This is a genomic window from Streptomyces sp. CB09001 (assembly GCF_003369795.1).
In the GTDB taxonomy this organism is placed as follows: Bacteria; Actinomycetota; Actinomycetes; order Streptomycetales; family Streptomycetaceae; genus Streptomyces.
Window position 1 is genome coordinate 4812022 of record NZ_CP026730.1, and the last position, 22292, is coordinate 4834313.

A 22292-nucleotide genomic window follows, 5' to 3' on the forward strand; every position below is an offset into this window, starting at 1 on the left:
GTGCACTCCCGACGACCTCCTACCTGTGAAATGGACGAATCATGACGAGTCCAATCGAGATTGAGGGTGCTGAAGCCTCTTCCGTCTTGGACAAAGAGAGCGCGCCGCAGGGTGACGCCCCGAAGCCCAAGGAGCCGGAAGGGCGTAAGCCCGGCCAGTTGATGTGGGCGCGCTTCAAGCGCGACCGGGCCGGTGTGATCTCTGCCTGCGTCGTCCTGTTCTTCTTCGTGATCGCGGCCGCGGCGCCGCTGATCTCGAAGGTCTACGGCAAGGACCCGTACACGCTGTACGGGCAGGACAACCCCGAACTCCTGGACATGTTCACGATGCCCGCCGCACCGTTCGGCGGCATCGACGGCGACTTCTGGTTCGGCATCGAACCGGGCCTGGGCCGCGACGTGTTCACCCAGCTGCTGTACGGCATGCGCAACTCGATGGCCACCGCGCTGGCGGCGACCATCATCATGACGGTGCTGGGTGTCCTGATCGGCCTCGCCGGCGGCTACTTCGGCGGCAAGATCGACTACTGGCTCGGCCGGGTCACCGACTTCTTCATGGCCCTGCCCAGCCAGCTGTTCTTCGTCGCCGCGATGCCCGTCATCACCACGGTGTTCGTCGCTCCGGACAAGGAGACGCCGACCTATGTGCGAGCCTCGGCGATCATCATCGTGCTGGCCTTCCTGGGCTGGATGAGCATGTCCCGCATCGTCCGGGGCGCCACGATGTCCCTGCGCGACCGGGAGTTCATCGAGGCGGCGCGCATCTCCGGGGCCTCGCCCTGGCGCATCATCCGCAAGGAACTGCTGCCCAACATCGTCACCCCGACGCTGGTACAGGCGACGCTCACGCTGCCGAGCACCATCCTCAACATCGCGTTCCTGTCCTTCGTGGGCGTGGGGTACGTCGAGCCCACCCCGGACTGGGGACGGATGTTCTCCATCGGCGCCAACATCGTCGAGCAGGATCCGTACTACATGCTCTTCCCCGGTGTGGCCATGGTGATCTTCATTGTGGCCTTCAACCTCCTCGGTGACTCGGTGCGGGACGCCTTCGATCCCAAGGGAAACCGCTGAGGCCAAGGGGGACCCCCCACATCCTCGCCCGGCCGGTTCGGCGCCGCTCAGCCCGGCTCCGGCCACGTACCAGCAGTGCTCACTACTCACAGGCAGGTGGATTCGTCCTCATGAGCATTCTCCGTAACCGCACCGCCACGGCCGCCATAGTCGCGGTCGCAGCCGGCGCCCTGACCCTCACCGCCTGCGGTGGTGGCGACAGCGACAGCTCCGCCAAGGACAACAGCAAGAAGAAGGAAGACGCCAAGTCGCAGTCGAAGCCGGTCCAGATCGGCGACGCGCAGGCGTCCACCGGCCCGGCCCCCGAGGTCCCCGGCGCCAAGCCCGGCGGTACCGCGACCGTCTACCAGGAGGCGGACTTCTCGCACCTGGACCCGGGCCAGATCTACGTCTCGGACGGCAAGCTGCTCGGCCGCCTCATCTTCCGCGGTCTGACGCAGTACGACGAGGACGAGAACGGCAACCTGACCGTCGTGGGCGACCTCGCCACCGACGCGGGCAAGACGTCCGACGGCGGTAAGACCTGGACGTACACCCTGAAGGACAGCCTGAAGGACGCGAACGGGAACCCGATCAACTCGGCGGACATCCGCAACACGGTCGAGCGCCTGTACTCGAACTACATCACCGACGGTCCCACGTACCTGCAGCAGTGGCTGTCGGGCGACGGCACCACCTACCGCGACGCCTACGCCGGTCCGGACAAGGGCAAGCACCTGCCCGACAACGTCCTGGAGACGCCGGACGACAAGACGATCGTCTTCCACTTCAAGACCGCGCGGCCCGACCTCCCGCAGATGCTGACCATGCCCGGTTACAGCGTCGTTCCGGAGGAGACGGACACCAAGGAGAAGTACGACTCCGCGCCCGTCGCCGTCGGTCCGTACAAGATCGCCGACTTCAAGCCGGGCAAGTCCATGAAGCTGGTCAAGAACACCCAGTGGGACCCCAAGTCCGACTCGGTGCGCCACCAGTACGTCGACGGTTTCAACATCGAGATGAACCACGACGACGAGGACCAGACCAAGACCCTCCTCGCCGACCAGGGTGGCGCCAAGAACGCCATGATGTTCACCGGCCAGGTCGCCACGACGCAGCTCCAGAAGGTCGTCGGTGACAAGGACGCGATGAAGAACCGCACGATCCAGGGCTACGCCCCCTACGTGTGGCAGCTCAACTTCAACCTGGACCGCGTCAAGGACAAGAAGCTCCGTGACGCGATCACCCTGGCCCTGCCCTCGGCCGCGGTCTTCAAGGCCGACGGCGGTGCCTACGGCGGTGAGGTCGCCAACTCGCTGATGTCGCCCACCACCCCGGGCTACGACGAGTCGTTCGACCCGTTCAACCGCGCCAAGAAGCCGAACGGCGACATCGAGGCCGCCAAGAAGCTGATCAAGGAGGGCGGCTTCGAGGGCAAGAGCCTCGTCTACGCCTACGGCAACACGCCGACCCGTCAGCAGCAGGCCGTCCTGATCGCCGACGCCCTGGAGAAGATCGGTCTGGACATCCAGAAGAAGGAGATCGACTCCGCCACCTGGTACGAGCAGGTCGGCAAGGTCAAGAACGGCTACGACCTGTACATGACCGGCTGGGGCCAGGACTGGCCGTCCGCCTCCACGGTCATCCCGCCGGTGTACGACGGCAAGCAGATCCAGGACGGCGCGTCGAACTACTCGCACATCAACGACGACCACGTCAACTCGGAGATCCAGCGCATCCAGCAGATCACCGACACGGCCGAGGCCACCAAGGCGTGGGCCGAGCTGAACGAGTACATCTCCAAGGAGGTCAACCCGGCCGCCCCGATCTACTACACCAAGGTCTTCCAGATCTTCGGTTCGAACATCGGCGGCATCCGCTACAGCTCGGACTCGAGCTACGTGGACGTGACCCGGATCTTCCTCAAGAAGTAGTCCGCACGGTAGGGAATCCGGTGGTGGGCGCGCGGCGGAGCGCCCCCACCGGGCCCGGATCCGGTCCACACCTCCCCATCCGACTGCCGCAGTCCTGAGAGCAGCTGTCTGCCATGCTTCAATTCCTCATTCGCCGGTCCTTCGGCGCGGTGCTGATCCTGGTGTTGATCAGTGCCTTCACCTTCTTCATGTTCTTCGCGATCCCGCAGGACCCGGCGTTGCTGGCCTGTGGCAAGAACTGCACTCCGGACGCGCTGGAGATCATCCACAAGAACCTGGGCCTCGACCAGCCGGTCACCGTCCAGTACTGGCACTTCCTGGCCGGCATCTTCACGGGGCGCGACTTCGCGGTCGGCCACTGCGACGCCCCCTGCTTCGGCGTCTCCTTCGCGAACAACCAGAACGTCTGGGACACGATCCTGGACCGCTTCCCGCTGACCGTCTCGCTGACCGTCGGCAGCCTCGTCGTCTTCCTCGTCGTCGGTCTCGGCGCCGGCCTGCTGGCCGCCAAGTACCGCGGCTCCTGGATCGACAAGGTCTTCACCTCGGGTTCGCTGGTCATCAGCTCCCTGCAGATCTACTTCCTCGGCCCGCTGGTGCTGCTCCTGCTCGTGTACAACACGGGCTGGCTCGAGAAGCCGAAGTACGTGCCGTTCTCCGAGGACCTGGGCGGCTGGTTCATGGGTCTGCTGATCCCATGGCTGGTCATGGCGACCATTTTCACCGCTCAGTACACCCGTATGGGCCGCTCGTCGATGATCGAGCAACTCCAGGAAGAGCATGTGAAGGCGGCCCGTGCCAAGGGCATGTCGGGCAACTACACCTTCTTCCGCTACGCCTGGCGCGGCTCTCTCGTCCCCATCGTCACCATCCTCGGTATCGACCTTTCCTCGCTCATGGGCGGCGGCATGGTGACCGAGCTGACGTTCGGCCTGGCCGGTGTCGGCCGGCTCGCGCTGGACTCCGTCACCAACAAGGACCTGCCGATGCTGATGGGCGTCATGCTGGTCAGCGCCGCGCTCATCATCTTCTTCAACCTGATCGTGGACGCCATGTACGCAGTCATCGACCCGCGCGTGCGCCTGTCCTAGGAGAACCACCGTGACCACTCAGACCAAGCCCGAAGCGGCCCCGGCCGCCGCCGCGGGGGACGCGTTTCTCTCGGTGCGCGACCTCAAGGTCCACTTCTCCACCGAGGGCGGCGTCGTCAAGGCGGTGGACGGTCTCTCCTTCGACCTGGAGCGGGGCAAGACCCTCGGCATCGTCGGCGAGTCCGGCTCCGGCAAGTCGGTGACCAACCTGGCCGTCCTCGGCCTGCACGACCGCCGCAAGACCGCGGTCGACGGCTCGATCACCCTGGACGGCCAGGAACTGACCGACGCCAGTGAGAAGCAGCTGGAGAAGCTGCGCGGCAAGAAGATGGCGATGATCTTCCAGGACGCGCTGACCGCGCTGTCGCCGTACTACACGGTCGGCCGGCAGATCGCGGAGCCGTTCATGAAGCACAACGGCGCGTCCAAGAAGGACGCCCGGGTGCGCGCCATCGACCTGCTGCAGAAAGTCGGCATCCCGCACCCGCAGAAGCGGGTCGACGACTACCCGCACCAGTTCTCCGGCGGTATGCGCCAGCGCGCCATGATCGCCATGGCCCTGTCCTGCAACCCGGACCTGCTCATCGCGGACGAGCCCACCACGGCGCTCGACGTGACCGTCCAGGCGCAGATCCTCGACCTGCTCAAGGACCTCCAGCAGGAGTTCGGCTCCGCGATCATCATGATCACCCACGACCTGGGCGTGGTCGGCAACATGGCCGACGACATCATGGTCATGTACGCGGGCCGGGCCGTCGAGCGCGGCACGGTGCGCGAGGTGCTCAAGTCCCCGCAGCACCCGTACACCTGGGGTCTGCTGGGCTCGATGCCGAACCTGACCTCCGACGTCGACGAGCCGCTGATGCCGATCCCGGGGTCGCCGCCCTCGCTGATGAACCCGCCCTCCGGGTGCGCGTTCCACCCGCGGTGCGGCTTCACCGACCTGGTCTCCGGCGAGCGCTGCTCGGGGGAGCGTCCGACGCTCCCGAACGGCCGCGCCGCCGCCTGTCACCTGACGGGCGACCAGCGGCAGCAGGTGTTCATCGAGAAGATTCAGCCCCGGCTGGGCTGAGCGGAAACCGGCGACTGGGGCATCACCATGAGCGACAACAGCAAGACGACCACAGCGGTGGCCGACGACTTCCCGCAGCAGCGGGACGGCGACACCGCGCCGCTTCTCAAGGTCAGCGGCCTCTCGAAGTACTTCCCGATCAAGGGCGGCTTCCCGATCAAGCGCACCGTCGGCCACGTCAAGGCCGTCGACGGTGTCGACTTCGAGGTCCACCCGGGCGAGAGCCTCGGCCTCGTCGGCGAGTCCGGCTGCGGCAAGTCGACCACCGGCCGGCTGCTGACCCGGCTGTACGAGCCGACGCAGGGCACGATCGAGTACCGGGGCCAGGACATCACCCGGGCCAACCGGCGGCAGCTGGCGCCGATCCGGTCCGAGATCCAGATGATCTTCCAGGACCCGTACGCGTCGCTGAACCCGCGGCAGACCGTCGGCACGATCATCTCGGGCCCGATGGAGATCAACGGGATCAACCCGCCCGGCGGCCGGGAGAAGCGCGTCCGCGAGCTCCTGGAGATCGTCGGTCTCAACCCGGAGCACTACAACCGCTTCCCGCACGAGTTCTCCGGCGGCCAGCGGCAGCGCATCGGTGTGGCGCGCGCCGTCGCGCTGCAGCCGAAGCTCATCGTCGCCGACGAGCCGGTCTCGGCCCTCGACGTGTCGATCCAGGCCCAGGTGGTGAACCTGCTGCAGGAAGTGCAGCGGGAGATGGGCATCGCGTTCGTCTTCATCGCCCACGACCTGGCGATCGTGCGGCACTTCTCGCAGCGCGTCGCGGTGATGTACCTGGGCAAGATCGTGGAGATCGCGGACCGCGACTCGCTCTACAACCGCCCGCGCCACCCGTACACGCACGCCCTGCTGTCGGCGGTGCCCGAGGCGGACCTCGACGCCGACAAGCGCGAGCGGATCCGGCTGGAGGGCGACGTGCCCTCGCCGATCTCGCCGCCCTCCGGCTGCCGGTTCCGCACCCGGTGCTGGAAGGCGCAGGACAAGTGCGCCACCGAGGAGCCGCCGCTGGTGCGGCTCTCCGGGAACCGGGAGGGCCACCTGACGGCCTGCCACTTCCCGGAGGAGGGCTCGACGGAGGCCAGGGCCGAGGACATCGTCATGGACCCGGGCCTGAAGGCGATGGAGGCCGACGCCGACGGCGGCGCGGCGGTCTCCAAGGGCTGACCGGCACACGAAGGCAGCCGGGAAAGGGCGGCGGCGGGAGCAGGACTCCCGCCGCCGCCCTTCCCCATGCCGCCGCCCTTCCGCGTGCCGCGGGACCTCCTGCACCCGTCCGGAGGACACCGGCAACCCGTACGGACCGGACGGGTGTGCGCCCCCGAGTACGCCCCTCGAAGCTGGACCGGCACGGACCAGCGGACGAGTCAGGGCACGAGGAGGCACTCCATGCGCGGAGCCACGCACGCCAAATGGGCCGCTTGCGCGGCGGCGGTAGTCCTCGCAGCGGCGGCCTGCGGCGGCGGGGGCGGGGACGGGGGCAGCGGCGGCGGCAGTGGCGGTGTGCTCAGCTCCTCCTGGGGCGACCCGCAGAACCCGCTGGAGCCGGCCAACACCAACGAGGTGCAGGGCGGCAAGGTCCTCGACATGATCTTCCGGGGGCTGAAGAAGTACGACCCCGAGACGGGCGAGGCGCAGAACATGCTCGCCGAGAAGATCGAGACCTCCGACTCGCAGAACTTCACCGTCACCGTCAAGGACGGCTGGACCTTCAGCAACGGCGAGAAGGTCACCGCCCAGTCCTTCGTGGACGCCTGGAACTACGGCGCGAGCCTGAAGAACAACCAGCGCAACGCCTACTTCTTCGCCTACATCGACGGCTACGACAAGGCGCACCCCGAGGACGGCGGCAAGCAGAGCGCGGACACCCTGTCCGGGCTGAAGGTGACCGGCCCCCTGACCTTCACCGTCAGGCTCAGCCAGAAGTTCTCCACGTTCCCCGACACCCTCGGCTACCCGGCCTTCGCGCCGCTGCCCAAGGCGTTCTTCGACGACCACGACGCCTGGCTGAAGAAGCCCGTCGGCAACGGCCCCTACCAGGTCGACAACTACACCCGCGGCTCCCAGATGTCCCTGCGCAAGTGGGACGACTACCCGGGCCCGGACAAGGCGCAGAACGGCGGCGTGGACCTCAAGGTCTACACCGACAACAACACCGCCTACACCGACCTGATCGCGGGCAACCTCGACCTCGTCGACGACGTGCCGGCCTCCCAGCTCAAGAACGTCAAGAACGACCTCGGCGACCGGTACATCAACACCCCCGCCGGCATCATCCAGACCCTCGCCTTCCCGTTCTACGACAACGACTGGAACAAGCCCGGCTCGGAGAAGGTCCGCAAGGGCCTGTCCATGGCGATCGACCGCAAGCAGATCACCGACACCATCTTCCAGAACACCCGCACCCCGGCCACCGACTGGACCTCACCGGTCCTCGGCAAGGACGGCGGCTACAAGCCGGGCCTGTGCGGCGACGCCTGCGAGTACAACGCCGACGAGGCGAAGAAGCTGGTCAAGGAGGGCGGCGGGCTGCCCGGCGGCCAAGTCAAGATCACGTACAACGCCGACACCGGCTCCCACAAGCAGTGGGTCGACGCGGTCTGCAACTCCATCAACAACGCCCTGGACAACGACCGCGCCTGCGCCGGCAACCCGGTCGGCACCTTCGCCGACTTCCGCAACCAGATCACCGACCAGAAGATGAGCGGCCCCTTCCGCGCCGGCTGGCAGATGGACTACCCGCTCATCCAGAACTTCCTCCAGCCGCTCTACTACACCAACGCCTCCTCCAACGACGGCAAGTGGTCGAGCAAGAAGTTCGACGACCTCGTCGACCAGGCCAACGCCGAGACCGACACCGCCAAGGCCGTCGGCCTCTTCCAGCAGGCCGAGGAGGTCCTCAGGGACGACATGGGGGCCATCCCGCTCTGGTACCAGAACGGCAGCGCCGGATACTCCGACCGGCTCTCCAACGTGAAGCTCAACCCGTTCAGCGTCCCGGTGTACAACGAGATCAAGGTCGGCTGAGGGGGCGCCATGGGACGCTATGTCGTCCGGCGGCTGCTCCAGATGATCCCGGTCTTCATCGGGGCCACGCTGCTGATCTTCCTGATGGTCAACGTGATGGGCGACCCCATCGCGGGCCTGTGCGGGGACCGGGAGTGCGACCCCGCGACGGCCGCGCAGCTGCGGCACGAGTTCGGCCTCGACCAGCCCGTGTGGCGGCAGTACGTCACCTACATGGGCAACGTCTTCACCGGCGACTTCGGCACCGCCTTCAACGGCCAGCCGGTCACCGAACTGATGGGGACGGCGTTCCCGGTCACCATCCGGCTCACCATCGTGGCGATCCTCTTCGAGATCATCGTGGGGATCATCCTCGGCGTCGTCACCGGGCTGCGCCGCGGCCGCCCCGTCGACACCGGGGTGCTGCTGCTGACCCTCGTCGTCATCTCCGTGCCCACCTTCGTCACCGGCCTGCTGCTCCAGCTGCTGCTCGGCGTGAAGTGGGGCTGGATCGACCCGGCGGTCTCCTCCGAGGCGGCCTTCGGCGAGCTGATCGTCCCCGGGCTGGTCCTCGCCTCGGTCTCGCTGGCCTACGTCACCCGGCTGACCCGCACCTCCATCGCGGAGAACCGGCGCTCCGACTACGTCCGCACCGCCATCGCCAAGGGTCTGCCGCGCCACCGGGTCATCACCCGGCACCTGCTGCGCAACTCCCTCATCCCCGTCGTCACCTTCATCGGCACCGACATCGGCGCGCTGATGGGCGGCGCCATCGTCACCGAGCGGATCTTCAACATCCACGGCGTCGGCTACCAGCTGTACCAGGGCATCCTGCGCCAGAACACCCAGACCGTGGTCGGCTTCGTCACCGTCCTGGTCCTCGTCTTCCTCGTCGCCAACCTCGTCGTCGACCTCCTGTACGCCGTACTCGACCCGAGGATCCGCTATGCCTGAACAGGAGCCCTACGAGCCCGAACGCGCCATCGCCGGCACCGGCATGGGCGGCACGATGGACCTCGGCGCGAGCGAGGCGGTCACGCTGGAGCAGCCGCCGGGCCCGGACGGGGCCGACCCGCGGGAAAAGCCGCGCAGCCTGTGGTCCGACGCCTGGCACGACCTGCGCCGCAACCCCGTCTTCATCATCTCGGCGCTGGTGATCCTCTTCCTGATCGTCATCTCCATCTGGCCGTCGCTGATCGCCTCCGGCAGCCCCCTCAAGTGCGACCTGGCCAAGGCCCAGGAGGGCTCCCAGCCAGGCCACCCCTTCGGTTTCAACGGCCAGGGCTGCGACGTCTACACCCGCACCGTCTACGGCGCCCGCACCTCGGTGGCGGTCGGCATCCTCGCCACCCTCGGTGTCGCCCTCCTCGGCAGCGTCCTCGGCGGTCTCGCCGGGTTCTTCGGCGGCGGCGGGGACGCGGTCCTGTCCCGGATCACCGACATCTTCTTCGCGATCCCGGTCGTCCTGGGCGGCCTCGTCCTGCTCTCCGTCATCACCAGCAACACCATCTGGCCGGTCATCGGCTTCATCGTGCTGCTCGGCTGGCCGCAGATCTCCCGCATCGCCCGCGGCTCCGTCATCACCGCCAAGCAGAACGACTACGTGCAGGCGGCGCGGGCGCTGGGCGCGTCCAACTCCCGCCTCCTGCTCCGCCACATCGCGCCCAACGCGATCGCGCCCGTCATCGTCGTGGCGACCATCGCGCTCGGCACCTACATCTCCCTGGAGGCGACCCTGTCCTTCCTCGGCGTCGGTCTCAAGCCGCCCAGCGTCTCCTGGGGCATCGACATCTCCTCCGCCGCCCCGTACGTGCGCAACGCCCCGCACGCGCTGCTCTGGCCCTCCGGAGCCCTCGCCATCACCGTCCTCGCGTTCATCATGCTCGGCGACGCGGTGCGCGACGCCCTCGACCCGAAGCTGAGGTGAGCCGGCGCATGCTGCTCGAAGTGCGCGACCTGCACGTGGAGTTCCGCACCCGCGACGGGGTCGCCAAGGCCGTCAACGGCGTCAGCTACGGCGTGGACGCGGGCGAGACCCTCGCGGTGCTCGGCGAGTCCGGCTCCGGAAAGTCCGTCACCGCCCAGACGATCATGGGCATCCTCGACATCCCGCCGGGCCGGGTCACCGCGGGGGAGGTCCTCTTCGAGGGCCGGGACCTGCTGAAACTGAAGGAGGACGAACGCCGCAAGATCCGCGGCGCCGAGATGGCGATGATCTTCCAGGACGCGCTGTCGTCGTTGAACCCCGTCCTGACCGTCGGCGCCCAGCTCGCCGAGATGTTCACCGTGCACCGCGGCATGTCCCGCAAGGACGCCCACGCCAAGGCCGTCGAGCTGATGGACCGGGTCCGCATCCCGGCCGCCAAGGAGCGGGTGCGGCAGTACCCGCACCAGTTCTCCGGCGGCATGCGCCAGCGCATCATGATCGCGATGGCGATGGCCCTGGAGCCCAAGCTGATCATCGCCGACGAGCCGACCACCGCCCTCGACGTCACCGTCCAGGCCCAGGTCATGGACCTGCTCGCGGAACTCCAGCGCGAACTGCACATGGGCCTGATCCTCATCACCCACGACCTCGGCGTGGTCGCCGACGTCGCCGACAAGATCGCCGTCATGTACGCGGGCCGGATCGTGGAGACGGCCCCGGTCCACGACATCTACAAGGCCCCGGCCCACCCGTACACCCGGGGCCTGCTGGAGTCGATCCCGCGCCTGGACCAGAAGGGCCAGGAGCTCTACGCCATCAAGGGCCTGCCGCCCAACCTCACCCGCATCCCGTCCGGCTGCGCCTTCCACCCCCGCTGCCCGATGGCCCAGGACGTCTGCCGCACCGACGTACCGCCCCTGTACGACGTCACGGAGTCCGACGCCGAGCGGGGCAGCGCCTGCCACTTCTGGAGGGAGTGCCTGCATGGCTGAGACCACGGAGCCGATCCTCGAAGTCCGCGGCCTGGTCAAGCACTACCCGCTGACCTCCGGCATCCTCTTCAGGAAGCAGGTCGGCGCGGTCAAGGCCGTCGACGGCGTGGACTTCGAGCTGGCCCGCGGAGAGACGCTCGGCATCGTCGGCGAGTCCGGCTGCGGCAAGTCCACGGTCGCCAAGATGCTGGTCAACCTGGAGCGGCCGACGGCGGGGGAGATCCGCTACAAGGGCGAGGACATCACCCGCCTGTCGGGCCGGGCCCTGAAGGCCGTACGCCGGAACATCCAGATGGTCTTCCAGGACCCCTACACCTCCCTCAACCCCCGCATGACCGTCGGCGACATCATCGGCGAGGCCTACGACATCCACCCCGAGGTGGCCCCGAAGGGCGACCGGCGGCGACGGGTCCAGGACCTGCTGGACGTGGTCGGCCTGAACCCGGAGTACATCAACCGCTACCCCCACCAGTTCTCCGGCGGCCAGCGCCAGCGCATCGGCATCGCGCGGGGCCTGGCGCTGCGCCCGGAGATCATCGTCGCCGACGAACCGGTCTCGGCCCTCGACGTGTCGGTCCAGGCCCAGGTGATCAACCTGATGGCCCGGCTCCAGGACGAGTTCGACCTCTCGTACATCTTCATCGCCCACGACCTGTCGATCGTCCGGCACATCTCGGACCGGGTCGGCGTGATGTACCTGGGCCGCATCGTCGAGACCGGCCGGGACGAGGAGATCTACGACCATCCCACGCACCCCTACACCCAGGCGCTGCTGTCCGCCGTACCGGTGCCCGACCCGGAGGCCCGGGAACACCGGGAGCGGATCATCCTGTCCGGCGACGTCCCGTCCCCGACCAACATCCCCTCGGGGTGCCGCTTCCGCACCCGCTGCTGGAAGGCGCGGGAGCGCTGCGCGCTGGAGGTACCGGCCCTCGCCGTCCCCGCCGAGTTCCGCTCGGTCTCCGGCCCCGCGGCCCACGACTCGGCGTGCCACTTCGCGGAGGAGAAGCAGGTGGTGCCGCCCGAGGGCGAGGGCGAGGGCAGCGGGCCGGGGTGACATGGTCCCCGGCCCGCTTACGGCACCCGCACGGCCGTACGCCGATCAGCGTCGCGGGCCCGTGTGTCGGGGCCGCTTCGCCGAAGTTACCCGCGTGTCAAAGACGTTGGCGTACGGGTGACGCGGCGGGCGTCACGCCGGGGCGGGCAGCGACCGCTTGAGGAAGTCCACCTGGAGCCGCAGCAGGTTCTCGGCGACCGACTCCTGCGGGGTCATGTGCGTGACGCCGGACAGGGGCAGCACCTCGTGCGGCCGGCCGGCCGCCAGCAGGGCCGAGGACAGCCGCAGCGAGTGGGCGACCACCACGTTGTCGTCCGCGAGACCGTGGATGACCATCATGGGCCGGTGCGGCTCGGCGGCGTCGACCAGACCGGCGTCGTCGATCACCGAGTTGCGGCGGTAGACGTCCGGCTGCGCACCGGGGTCGCCGAGGTACCGCTCCTGGTAGTGGGTGTCGTAGAGCCTGAGGTCGGTGACCGGGGCACCGACGACCGCGGCGTGGAAGACGTCCGGCCGGCGCAGCGCCGCGAGGGCGGCGAGATAGCCGCCGAAGGACCACCCCCGGACGGCGACGCGGTCCAGGTCCAGCGGGAAGTCGGCCGCGAGGGCGTGCAGCGCGTCCACCTGGTCCTGGAGCACCACGGCGGCCACGTCGTCCTTGACGGCCTTCTCCCAGGCGGGGGAGCGCCCCGGAGTGCCCCGCCCGTCGGCGACGACCACCGCGAACCCCTGGTCCGCGAACCACTGCGAGGTGAGGTGGGCGTTGTGCGCGGCCACGACGCGCTGACCGTGCGGACCACCGTAGGGGTCCAGGAGGACGGGGAGGGGGGTGTCACCGTGGTAGTCCGTTGGCATAAGCACGGCGCACGGGACACGTCGTGCGCCCCCTTGGGTGAGGGTCACGCGCGGGGACAAACCGGGGTCTTCCGCGTACGAGGCGATGGTCGCCGCGGGCTTCCCGTCCCGCAGTACCCGGACGCGGGCTCCCGGCCGGTCGAGGGTCGCGGAGACGAGCACCGTCACGCCCCCCGCGCGAACCGCCGAGTGCACACCGGGCTCCTGCGACAGGCGTTCGACGCCCAGTTCGTTCACCCGGTAGACGTGCACCTCGCCGATCTCCGCCCCGGCCGCCTCCTCGCCCGCCGAGGCGGAGACCAGCACGTCGTCGGGCCCGACGTCCAGCACCGCCCGCAGGTGCAACTGGGCGCCGGTGAGCAGTCGTTCACCCACCGCGAGCACCCGCGCACCGCCCTCGTCGGCGATCCGCACGAGCTGGCCCGAAGGGCTCCAGCTGGGCATCCCGGGGAAGAGTTCCAGCCAAATTGGATCTTCGTCGGCGTGCACCATCCGGGTCGTCCCCGACTCGGTGTCCACCGCCAGGAACAGCTGGCTGCGCTGGTCGCGCGCCTGTACGAGAAGCAGCGGCGCACCCGAGGCTGACCAGTGCACTCGCGCCAGATACGGATACCGCGCCCGGTCCCAGCGGACCTCCGTGCGCCCCCCGTCGAGACCGACCACGAACAGCCGTACGTCCGCGTTGGGGGTGCCCGCCGCCGGGTACGGCACGTGTTGTGGATCACGCTCGGGACGGGCCGGGTCGGAGATCCACCAGCGCTGGACCGGCGTGTCGTCCACGCGGGCCACCAGCAGCCGGTCCGACTCCGGGCTCCACCAGAAGCCCCGGCTGCGCGACATCTCCTCGGCCGCCACGAACTCGGCGAGCCCGTACGTGACGCCTTCGCCGTCCGCCTCGGCCAGCGCCCGGTCCCCGTCCCCCTCGGCGCCCACCACCCGCAGGGCGCCGTGGGCGACGTAGGCGATGTGCAGGCCGTCGGGGGAGGGGCGAGGGTCGATCACCGGTCCGGGGGTGGGGAGTTCGCGCGCGGTGCCGGCCCGCAGCTCGGCCGCGAAGAGCCGCCCCGAAAGGGCGAAGGAGGCCAGCTCGACCGTCGAGTCGGTCGCGTAGCCGACGATCCCGGCGCCGCCCTCGCGGCTGCGCTCGCGCCGGGCCCGTTCCTCGGGCGACAGACGCTCCTCGGCGCCGCCCAGAAGGGCGCGGGGGTCGGCTGCGATGCGCTCCCCGCCCTTCTCGACGTCCAGGATCCACAGCGAATTGGCCCGGTCCGTACCGGTGCCGGAGCGCAGGAAGGCGACCCGTGAACCATCGGGTGCCACGGTGAACGAACGCGGCGCGCCGAGCGTGAACCGCTGGGTGCGGGCGTGCCGTTTGGGGAAGGAATCGGGCTCGGTCGTCATGCCTTGACCATATTGGCCATGCGCCCCCTTGTGCGGCCGTGCGCCGAGAGATGCGCGCGCACGGATAGTTATGATCACTAGCGCATAGTGGGTACCAACCAGGTGCCCGTCCCGTGGATTTATCTGTCCCGAGCTCCGACTGCGACCGACCCCCATGTCCCTGGGCCCATTGGAGGTGAGCCGCCGTGGCACTCTCGATCTCGGCGGTCGTGCTGCTGGCGATCATCGTCTTCCTGCTGGTCAAGAAGTCAGGCTTGAAAGCCGGGCATGCGGTGGTCTGCATGCTCCTCGGCTTCTACCTGGCCTCGTCGACGATGGCTCCTACGATCAGCGAGCTGACGACGAACATCGCGGGGATGATCGGAGACATCAACTTCTGACGGCGGAACCGGCCGGCGCTTCGGCGGCGTCTCCGCCCCCGAAGCGCGAAGCAGCCCGGGGAGACGGAGGCGCCGAGGCATGACGAACACCGTGATGGGGATCCTGGTGTGCGGCCTGGTCGGGGTGCTGCTCCTGTGGGCCGGGCTGCACGACGCCGCACGGGTACGCCGACTGCGCAGGCACGGGATTCTCGCCTCCGGCATGGTGGTCGACAACGTACGGGTGCGCGGTGCTCAGGGCAGTCCCTCGTGGGCGCCGATCATCGCCTTCGCCGACCAGCGCGGCTACCGCGTGGAGTTCACGCCGAGCATGCGCGGATCCGGAATGGGGCTCGCGACCGGCCGCGAGGTCACCGTGATCTATCTGCCCCAAGACCCGCAGGCGGCCCGCGTGTTCATGCGCCGTCACATGACCGGCCCGGTGTACTTCGTGCTGGCCGTGGCCCTGGTCTTCCTGGGCATCGGCGCGGTGATCGCCGTGACGGCCTGACGTCTGCCGGATCAGCCCGCGTCCGCAGCGATTCCCCTCGGGTGTCCTGTTCGACCGCCTTCTGCGCGCGGGCTTCGTAAGCTTGGCGTGCTGGGGCAAGAACGAGGGGCGAGGTGTGGCGCGTGGATGACGACGGCGTGGACAGACGGCTTCGGGAGCTGGCCAAGGCGTCCCCGAACTTCGGGCGGCTCTACGGGCATCAACCGCTGCTCGCCATCTACGGATCCCAGGCCGAACTCACGGTCTTCACCAACCCCAACGCCGCCTACGTCAGCGCGGGCCAGTTCGGTGAGGTGCTCGCCGAGGAGTTCGTCACGCGGACGGGCACACGCGTCGAGGGAACGAACCAGGTCGACCGCATCAACGCCCTCACCCGCGCCGGTGTCCTCGTCGGCTGGAGCCGCGACGCCTTCCACCGGCTGCGCCGGGGCCGCAACGAGGCGGCGCATCATCACCTCTTCGACACCACCATGGCCCTGGAGGCCCTGAAGCTGTGCTGGCAGCTCGGCGACCTGTTCGACCGGGCCATGGACGGCCCCCGTGCCGTTACCGCCTTCGTGCCACCCAGCCTCCCCGCCGAGACCCCGCACACCGATCCGAGGGAGATCGCCGAACTGCGCGAGGCGCTGGACGGCCACCGGCGCACCCTCGCCGAGTCCCGCGTGAAGCTGGCGGAGGCAGGAGACCGCCTGGAGGCGGAGCGCCGCGCCCGCGCCGAGGCCGAGCGGATCATCGCCCATGCCGAGCAGGCCAAGGCGGCTGCCGCCGCGCAGGTCGACGCGTTGCGGGCGCAGGTCACCGAGTTGAGGGCAGCGCACCAGCAGCGCTACGACCGGGAACGCCTGAGCCCCCGCCCGGTCGCCGCCACGGCCCGCGACGCCATCGTGGAGCGCGCCCAGCGTCCCGCCCCGCTCAACGAGGTGCAGGCACGCGAGAAGATCGACGCGATGCTCACCCGGGCGGGCTGGCTGATCCAGGACAAGGCGGACGCCAACCCGCTGGCGGGTATCGGCGTCGCGATCCGCGAGTTCACCCTCGCCACCGGCCGCGCCGACTACGTCCTCTACGTCGCTGGGAAGATCGTCGGCGTCATCGAGGCCAAACGCGAGGGCACACCGCTGGAGGGGGCCCTCGCTCAGAATGAGCGGTACGCAGCGGGTGTGATCAAGGAACACGCTATGGCGGTCTGGCGTCGCCACGAGCCGTTCGCCTTCCGCTACGCCACCACCGGCACCGAGTCCTACTTCCTTAACCGGATCGACCCGGACGCCCGTTCCCGCGAGGTCTTCTCCTTCCATCGCCCCGAGACCCTCGCCGCCTGGATCCGGTACGCCGACGAACACCCCGACGCGCCCACCTTCCGAGCGGCCCTGCGCACCGCCATGCCCCTACTGGAGACCCACGGCCTGCGCATGGCCCAGGTCGAGGCGATCACGGGCCTGGAGTCCTCCCTGGCCGCGGACCAGCCACGCGCCCTCATCCAGATGGCGACGGGCGCCGGAAAGACGTTCACGGCCGTCACCGAGACCTACCGCCTGCTCCGCCACGCGGGCGCCCGCCGCATCCTTTTCCTCGTCGACCGCAACAACCTCGGCCGCCAGGCCCGCGCGGAGTTCGACAAGTACCGCACCCCCGACGAGAACCGGAAGCTCACCGATCTCTACAACGTCGACATGCTGGGCCGGGGCGGCCTCCAGGAAACCTCCTCGGTGGTCATCTCGACGATCCAGCGGATGTACGCCCTCCTCAAGGGCGACCCGCTGGACGACGGGGCTCAAAGCCAGGACTTGGAGGACGACGCCGCCTCGCCCCTCGACGACTCCTACGTGACCGACGAGCCGATCACAGTCGAGTACAACCCCGATGTCCCCGTCGAGTCCTTCGACGTGATCGTCGTCGACGAGTGCCACCGCTCCATCTACGGCCTGTGGCGCGGCGTCCTCGACTACTTCGACGCCCACCTCGTTGGTCTCACCGCCACCCCCACTCGCCAGACCAAGGGCTTCTTCGACCACAACGAGGTCTCCCGCTACACCTTCGAACAGGCGGTCGCCGACGGCGTCAACGTCGACTTCGACATCGCGCGCATCGTGACCGACCTGCGGGACGGGAACGTCGTCGCGAAGATCGAGGCCGGTACGACGGTCCGCATCCGCGACCGCCAGACCCGCGCCCAGCGGTACGAGGAACTCGACGAGGACTTCACTTACACCGCCCCGCAGATCGGCCGCACGGTCATCACGGAGGACGAGGTCCGTGCGGTCCTGACCGTCTACCGCGACAACTGGAAGCGCTGGTTCCCGGGGCGCGCCGACCTCCCCAAGACCCTGATCTTCGCCGGCCCGTACGACGATCACGCCGACGAGGTGCTCAAGCAGGTCAAGCAGATCTTCGGACGGGGCGACGAGTTCGCCAAGAAGATCACCTACCGGTCCCGCGACAACGGCGACGACCCCGAGAAGCTCATCAACGACCTGCGCAACTCGCCTCGGCTGCGGGTCGCGGTGACTGTCGACATGATTGCCACGGGCACGGACGTCAAGCCACTGGAGTGCGTGATCTTCCTGCGGCCGGTGAAGAGCCCGGTGATGTTCGAGCAGATGAAGGGCCGAGGAGCCCGTTCCATCGACGCGGACGAGCTGAAGGCGGTCACCCCCGAGGCGGCGCCCGACCTCAGGAAGGACCGCTTCGTCCTCGTCGACGCGGTCGGCGTCACCGACTCCCCGCTGGTCGACGCCCGCCCCCTGATCCCGGCCGGGGCTCAGCGCGGCATCCCGCTGGCCAAGCTTCTCGACAAGGCGGGCACCCGCTCCCTCACTGTCGACGAGGCGGAGACCCTGGCCCGGCGCCTGGCCCGCATCGACCGCCAGCTCGGCAAGGACGAACGGGACCTCCTGGCCGAGGCGTCCGGTGGAGCGAGCCTCGCAGACCTGTCCCGCCGCATCACGGATGCGGTGGACGTCGACACGCAGGACCGCGCCCGGCACGAGGGCGGCCCCGAACTGGCGCAGCAACTCGTCCACGACGCGATCGCCCCGCTCACCACCCGGCCCGCGCTGCGCAAGCTGATCCTGGAGATCCGCCACCAGCAGGACTTGACGTACGACGAGACCACCGAGGTGACGGTCACCGAGGTGCGCGAGATTCCCATGGCGGAGCGGGCGACCAAGGAACTCGCCGAGTGGAACTCCCTGCTGGAGCGGGAGCAGCGGGACGAGAACGCGGCGATCCGCATCGCGCTGGGCAGCGGAGCCCGGGTCGCGCCCCGCGAGGCACGGGCCGCGCTCAGGGAGCTCACCGGCCGCATCCGGGCGACGAATCGTTCCTGGACGACAGAGGTTCTGTGGGACCTGTACGAACAGGTCGGCAGGGCGGCGACAAGCCCCGGCAAGGAAGCGGGCCTGGGCGATCTGGTGCGGCTCATCCGATTCGAGCTGGGAGCGGACGACGAGCTGAAGCCGTACCGTACGGTGGTCGAGCAGCGCTTCGAGGGCTGGCTGCTGCGTCAGCGACAGGCGGGCGTGGAGTTCACCGAGGACCAGCTGTGGTGGCTGGAGCGGATAAAGAACGCCATCGCCGTCGACGTGGGTGTGGAGCCCGGCGACTTCGCCGTCGCCCCGTTCTCGGAGCGCGGTGGCGGCAGGGGCTTCATGCGGGCGTTCGGGGACAAGAACCGGGCGTTGGAATTGCTGGATGAGCTGAATCAGGAATTGGCTTGAGCGAGAACGGCGACGTGAGCGGGGGGCGGGAGCTTCCGACGGGCTGGGCTTGGAGTATCTTGCAGGATCTTCTTGCCTGTGAGCCTCGTGCGATAACAGACGGTCCGTTCGGATCGAACTTGAAGTCGGCTCACTACACGGCTTCGGGCGCGCGTGTCATTCGGCTCCAGAATGTGGGCGACGGGGAGTTTCGAGACGAGCGTGCCTATATCAGCCTCGAACACTTCGAGAGCCTGCGGGCCCATGAAGCCATCGAAGGGGACTTGCTCCTGGCCTCGTTGGGCGAGACTCTGCCGCGCGTCGCTATTGTTCCGAAGCTCGACGATCCCGCCATCGTGAAGGCTGACGTCATCCGAGCAAGGCTGCATCCAGGCGTTCTGACCAAGTGGGTCTATTACGCCCTGCTGGCTCCACAGACGCGCGCGTATGCGGGTTCCTTGATCAAGGGGGTCGGGCGGCCCCGCTTGGGCATGGCTGCTATGAGGGACATCCCGGTTCCGCTGCCGCCGCTCGCGGAGCAGCACCGGATCGTCGAGGCGCTGGAAGAGCAGCTCTCGCGCATCGATTCGGGCGGCGCCACGCTGCGCCAGGCCCGTCGCCGTCTTGAAGGGCTGCGGAAGAGAGTCCTGGTCTCAACGGTGCCTGATGAGGTACCGGAATCCTGGCGGATGACGACCGTGGAAGGTGCGGGAACCCTTGAGCTCGGGCGTGCGCGGCACCCTGACTGGCATCACGGCCCCGACGTGCGCCCGTACTTGCGGGTTGCCAACGTCTTCGAAGACCGGATCGACACCACGGATGTCATGGAGATGGACTTCTCAGGGATCTGGGAGAGGTACCGACTAGAGTCCGGGGATGTTCTCCTCAATGAGGGGCAGAGCCCTCACCTCGTAGGGCGGCCAGCTCTCTACCGAGGAATTCCCGAGAACGTGGCGTTCACCAACAGTCTGCTGCGTTTCAAAGCCAATGCTGACGTGCTCCCGGAATGGGCTCTGCTTGTTTTTCGACGACATCTGCACGCAAAGCGGTTCATGCGGGAGGTGCGCATCACGACGAACATCGCGCATCTGTCCGCTAAGCGCTTGAAGAAGGTCGAATTTCCAGTACCGCCCCTGGAAGTACAGAAGCAACTTGTCCAGCGCTGCGATGAACTCTTGACCGGCATCGCGGCCATGGATCGGCAGGTGGGCATCGGCTTGAGGCGTGGTAATGCCTTGAGGGCGGCTCTGCTGCGGCGAGCTTTCACCGGAGGACTGGGCTCGCAGGACCCCGCTGAGGAGCCCGCTGCCGTGCTTCTGGACCGCATCGCAGCCGAGAGGGCAGCGACCCCCAAGCCCAAGCCCAAGCGCACACGCAAGGCCACGACCAAGGCCTCCTCCCAGCGAGCTGCCGACGTGGCTGCCCCCGAACCGACATCCTCACCCGCCCTCGCCGTACAGCAGGAGTTCGAGCTGTGACCGCCGCCCCCGCAGATGCTCAGCAGCCCGCCTCCGAGCCCGTCAAGACGGCCAAGGCGGTAGCCCAGACCAACACGCTCGTCGCCAAGCTCTGGAACTACTGCAACGTCCTTCGGGACAACGGCATGTCCACCATCGAGTACGTCGAGCAGCTCTCCTATCTGCTCTTCCTCAAGATGGTCGACGAGATCGAGAACGACACGTGGGACGGGCGCGACATGAGCGCCGTCGTTCCCGCCAGCTACAACTGGAAGTCCCTCGTCACCAAGCGCGGTCCCGAGCTGGAGAAGCACTACCGAGCCGTCCTCGAGAATCTCGGCAGCCGCCCCGAGACGACCATCGGCACGATCTTCGACGAGGCCCAGAACCGGATCACCAAGCCCGCCCTCCTCGAAAAGCTGGTCGTCGAGCTGATCGGCCGCGAGGACTGGACCGTCACCGGCACCGACCTCAAGGGCGACGCCTACGAGGGCCTGCTCGCCAAGGGCGCCTCGGACACGAAGACCGGCGCCGGCCAGTACTTCACGCCCCGGCCCCTCATCGACGCCATGGTCGACGTCATGCAGCCTGGCGCGGACGACACGATCACTGACCCTGCCTGCGGCACCGGCGGTTTCCTCATCGCGGCCCACGCGTACATCCGCGACCACCACATGCAGACCATGTCGCTCGACGACCGCAGGGCGTACGACGAGGGCCGCAAGATCTGGGGCAACGAACTCGTCACCGGCACCGCCCGCCTCGCCGCGATGAACATGCTCCTCCACGGCATCGGCACGAGCGACGGCCCGAGCCTGATCACCGTCGGAGACGCCCTCGCCGACAAGCCCAGCGGCAAGCACGCCACCCTCGTCCTCGCGAACCCGCCCTTCGGCCGCAAGTCCGCAATCACCGTGATCGGCCAGGACGGCGACGCGGAGAAGCAGGACACCGAGTACGACCGGGACGACTTCACCGCCACGACCACCAACAAGCAGCTCAACTTCCTGCAACACATCATGTCGCTCACGGCCGTCGGTGGACGTGCCGCCGTCGTCCTGCCTGACAACGTCCTCTTCGAGGGCGGCGCGGGCGAGAAGGTCCGCCGCAAGCTGTTGGACGAGTTCGACCTGCACACCATCCTGCGGCTGCCCACCGGCATCTTCTACGCGGGCGGCGTCAAGGCGAACGTCCTGTTCTTCGAGAAGAAGCCCCCGCGTGCCGATGGCAAGCCGCACACCACCGAGACGTGGGTGTACGACTTCCGTACGGGCCAGCACTTCACGCTCAAGCAGCGCCCCCTCACCCGCGCCCACCTGGACGACTTCGTGGCGGCCTACAGGCCGGGCGAGCCTCGTTCCTCCCGCGTCGAGTCCGAGGACGAGAACGGTCCGTTCAGGAAGTTCAGCTACGACGACCTGATCGCCCGCGACAAGGTCAACCTCGACATCACGTGGATGAGCGACCCCGCCCTGGACGACGCCGACAGCGACCTGCCGCCCGAGGTGATCGCCGAGGAGATCGTTCGAGACCTCCAGTCCGCCCTGACCGAGTTCACGGCCATCGCCCGCTCCCTGGGCGGCGACGTGGACGTACCGGAGGCCGAGGTCGAGTAGGAGGGCACCGGATCAGCCCTCGACCGCGTACGGCAGGCAACCGGCTCACGCGTCTGGGGCGAATGCGAGTGGTGGTGAGACGGACCGCTCCTCTTCGTCCGCCGAGGTCGGGTCGTTGGCCGTCGGTCCGGGCCGGGAGGTGACACCCCCCGGCAATCGTGCGGCCACCAGCCGGTGCGAGGTGCCGCACGATGCGAGTGACGGCCCGGTTGCGCTTGGTGGCCGGAACTCATCTGCACCATTGATCGCATACCCGGC

The 22292-nt window shown here is 68.4% G+C and carries 16 protein-coding genes; 15 read left to right on the plus strand and 1 reads right to left on the minus strand.

Annotated features, from left to right (window positions below):
• Positions 1–41 precede the first annotated feature (41 nt).
• The 10 genes from C4J65_RS22580 to C4J65_RS22625 all read left to right on the plus strand — a co-directional run bounded on the left by C4J65_RS22580 (position 42) and on the right by C4J65_RS22625 (position 12137).
• Positions 42–1073: an ABC transporter permease gene (locus C4J65_RS22580; protein ID WP_115744031.1), complete on the plus strand. Its 1032-nt coding sequence runs from the start codon at positions 42–44 to the stop codon at positions 1071–1073.
• A 110-nt stretch (positions 1074–1183) separates the two neighbouring features.
• Positions 1184–2986: an ABC transporter substrate-binding protein gene (locus tag C4J65_RS22585; RefSeq protein ID WP_115744032.1), complete on the plus strand. Its 1803-nt coding sequence runs from the start codon at positions 1184–1186 to the stop codon at positions 2984–2986.
• 113 nt (positions 2987–3099) lie between these two features.
• On the plus strand, positions 3100–4077 hold the full coding sequence (locus tag C4J65_RS22590; RefSeq protein ID WP_115744033.1) for an ABC transporter permease: 978 nt from the start codon (positions 3100–3102) through the stop codon (positions 4075–4077).
• Positions 4078–4087: 10 nt separating this feature from the next.
• Positions 4088–5149 carry an ABC transporter ATP-binding protein gene (locus C4J65_RS22595; protein ID WP_115744034.1) on the plus strand — a complete coding sequence of 354 codons (1062 nt, stop codon included), beginning with the start codon at positions 4088–4090 and terminating at the stop codon, positions 5147–5149.
• A gap of 27 nt (positions 5150–5176) precedes the next feature.
• Positions 5177–6322, plus strand: a complete 1146-nt coding sequence (locus tag C4J65_RS22600) for a dipeptide ABC transporter ATP-binding protein (RefSeq protein WP_115744035.1) — start codon at positions 5177–5179, stop codon at positions 6320–6322.
• A 222-nt stretch (positions 6323–6544) separates the two neighbouring features.
• A complete protein-coding gene (locus C4J65_RS22605; protein ID WP_115744036.1) occupies positions 6545–8182 on the plus strand; it encodes an ABC transporter substrate-binding protein in 1638 nt (545 codons plus the stop codon).
• A 9-nt stretch (positions 8183–8191) separates the two neighbouring features.
• A complete protein-coding gene (locus C4J65_RS22610) occupies positions 8192–9115 on the plus strand; it encodes an ABC transporter permease (protein WP_115744037.1) in 924 nt (307 codons plus the stop codon).
• Positions 9108–10088: an ABC transporter permease gene (locus C4J65_RS22615; RefSeq protein ID WP_162833294.1), complete on the plus strand. Its 981-nt coding sequence runs from the start codon at positions 9108–9110 to the stop codon at positions 10086–10088. The genes C4J65_RS22610 and C4J65_RS22615 overlap by 8 nt, the downstream gene beginning before the upstream one ends.
• Positions 10089–10096: 8 nt before the next feature.
• Positions 10097–11080, plus strand: coding sequence for an ABC transporter ATP-binding protein (locus C4J65_RS22620; protein WP_115744038.1), 984 nt, complete (start codon positions 10097–10099; stop codon positions 11078–11080).
• Positions 11073–12137, plus strand: coding sequence for a dipeptide ABC transporter ATP-binding protein (locus tag C4J65_RS22625; RefSeq protein WP_115744039.1), 1065 nt, complete (start codon positions 11073–11075; stop codon positions 12135–12137). Before C4J65_RS22620 ends, C4J65_RS22625 begins: the two co-directional genes overlap by 8 nt.
• A gap of 132 nt (positions 12138–12269) precedes the next feature.
• Here the strand turns inward: C4J65_RS22625 and C4J65_RS22630 are convergent, their stop codons facing one another.
• On the minus strand, positions 12270–14393 hold the full coding sequence (locus C4J65_RS22630) for a prolyl oligopeptidase family serine peptidase (protein WP_115744040.1): 2124 nt from the start codon (positions 14391–14393) through the stop codon (positions 12270–12272).
• Positions 14394–14578: 185 nt separating this feature from the next.
• Here C4J65_RS22630 and C4J65_RS22635 point away from each other — a divergent pair, with 185 nt between their 5' ends.
• From C4J65_RS22635 to C4J65_RS22655, 5 genes are all read left to right on the plus strand, one after another.
• Positions 14579–14773: a hypothetical protein gene (locus tag C4J65_RS22635; protein WP_115744041.1), complete on the plus strand. Its 195-nt coding sequence runs from the start codon at positions 14579–14581 to the stop codon at positions 14771–14773.
• A gap of 79 nt (positions 14774–14852) precedes the next feature.
• On the plus strand, positions 14853–15263 hold the full coding sequence (locus C4J65_RS22640) for a DUF3592 domain-containing protein (protein ID WP_115744042.1): 411 nt from the start codon (positions 14853–14855) through the stop codon (positions 15261–15263).
• A gap of 122 nt (positions 15264–15385) precedes the next feature.
• A complete protein-coding gene (locus tag C4J65_RS22645) occupies positions 15386–18982 on the plus strand; it encodes a DEAD/DEAH box helicase family protein (RefSeq protein WP_240330491.1) in 3597 nt (1198 codons plus the stop codon).
• Entirely contained in the window at positions 18979–20439 is a 1461-nt protein-coding gene (locus C4J65_RS22650) for a restriction endonuclease subunit S (protein WP_162833295.1), read from the plus strand. Before C4J65_RS22645 ends, C4J65_RS22650 begins: the two co-directional genes overlap by 4 nt.
• Positions 20436–22034, plus strand: coding sequence for a class I SAM-dependent DNA methyltransferase (locus C4J65_RS22655; protein WP_115744044.1), 1599 nt, complete (start codon positions 20436–20438; stop codon positions 22032–22034). The genes C4J65_RS22650 and C4J65_RS22655 overlap by 4 nt, the downstream gene beginning before the upstream one ends.
• Positions 22035–22292: the final 258 nt, after the last annotated feature.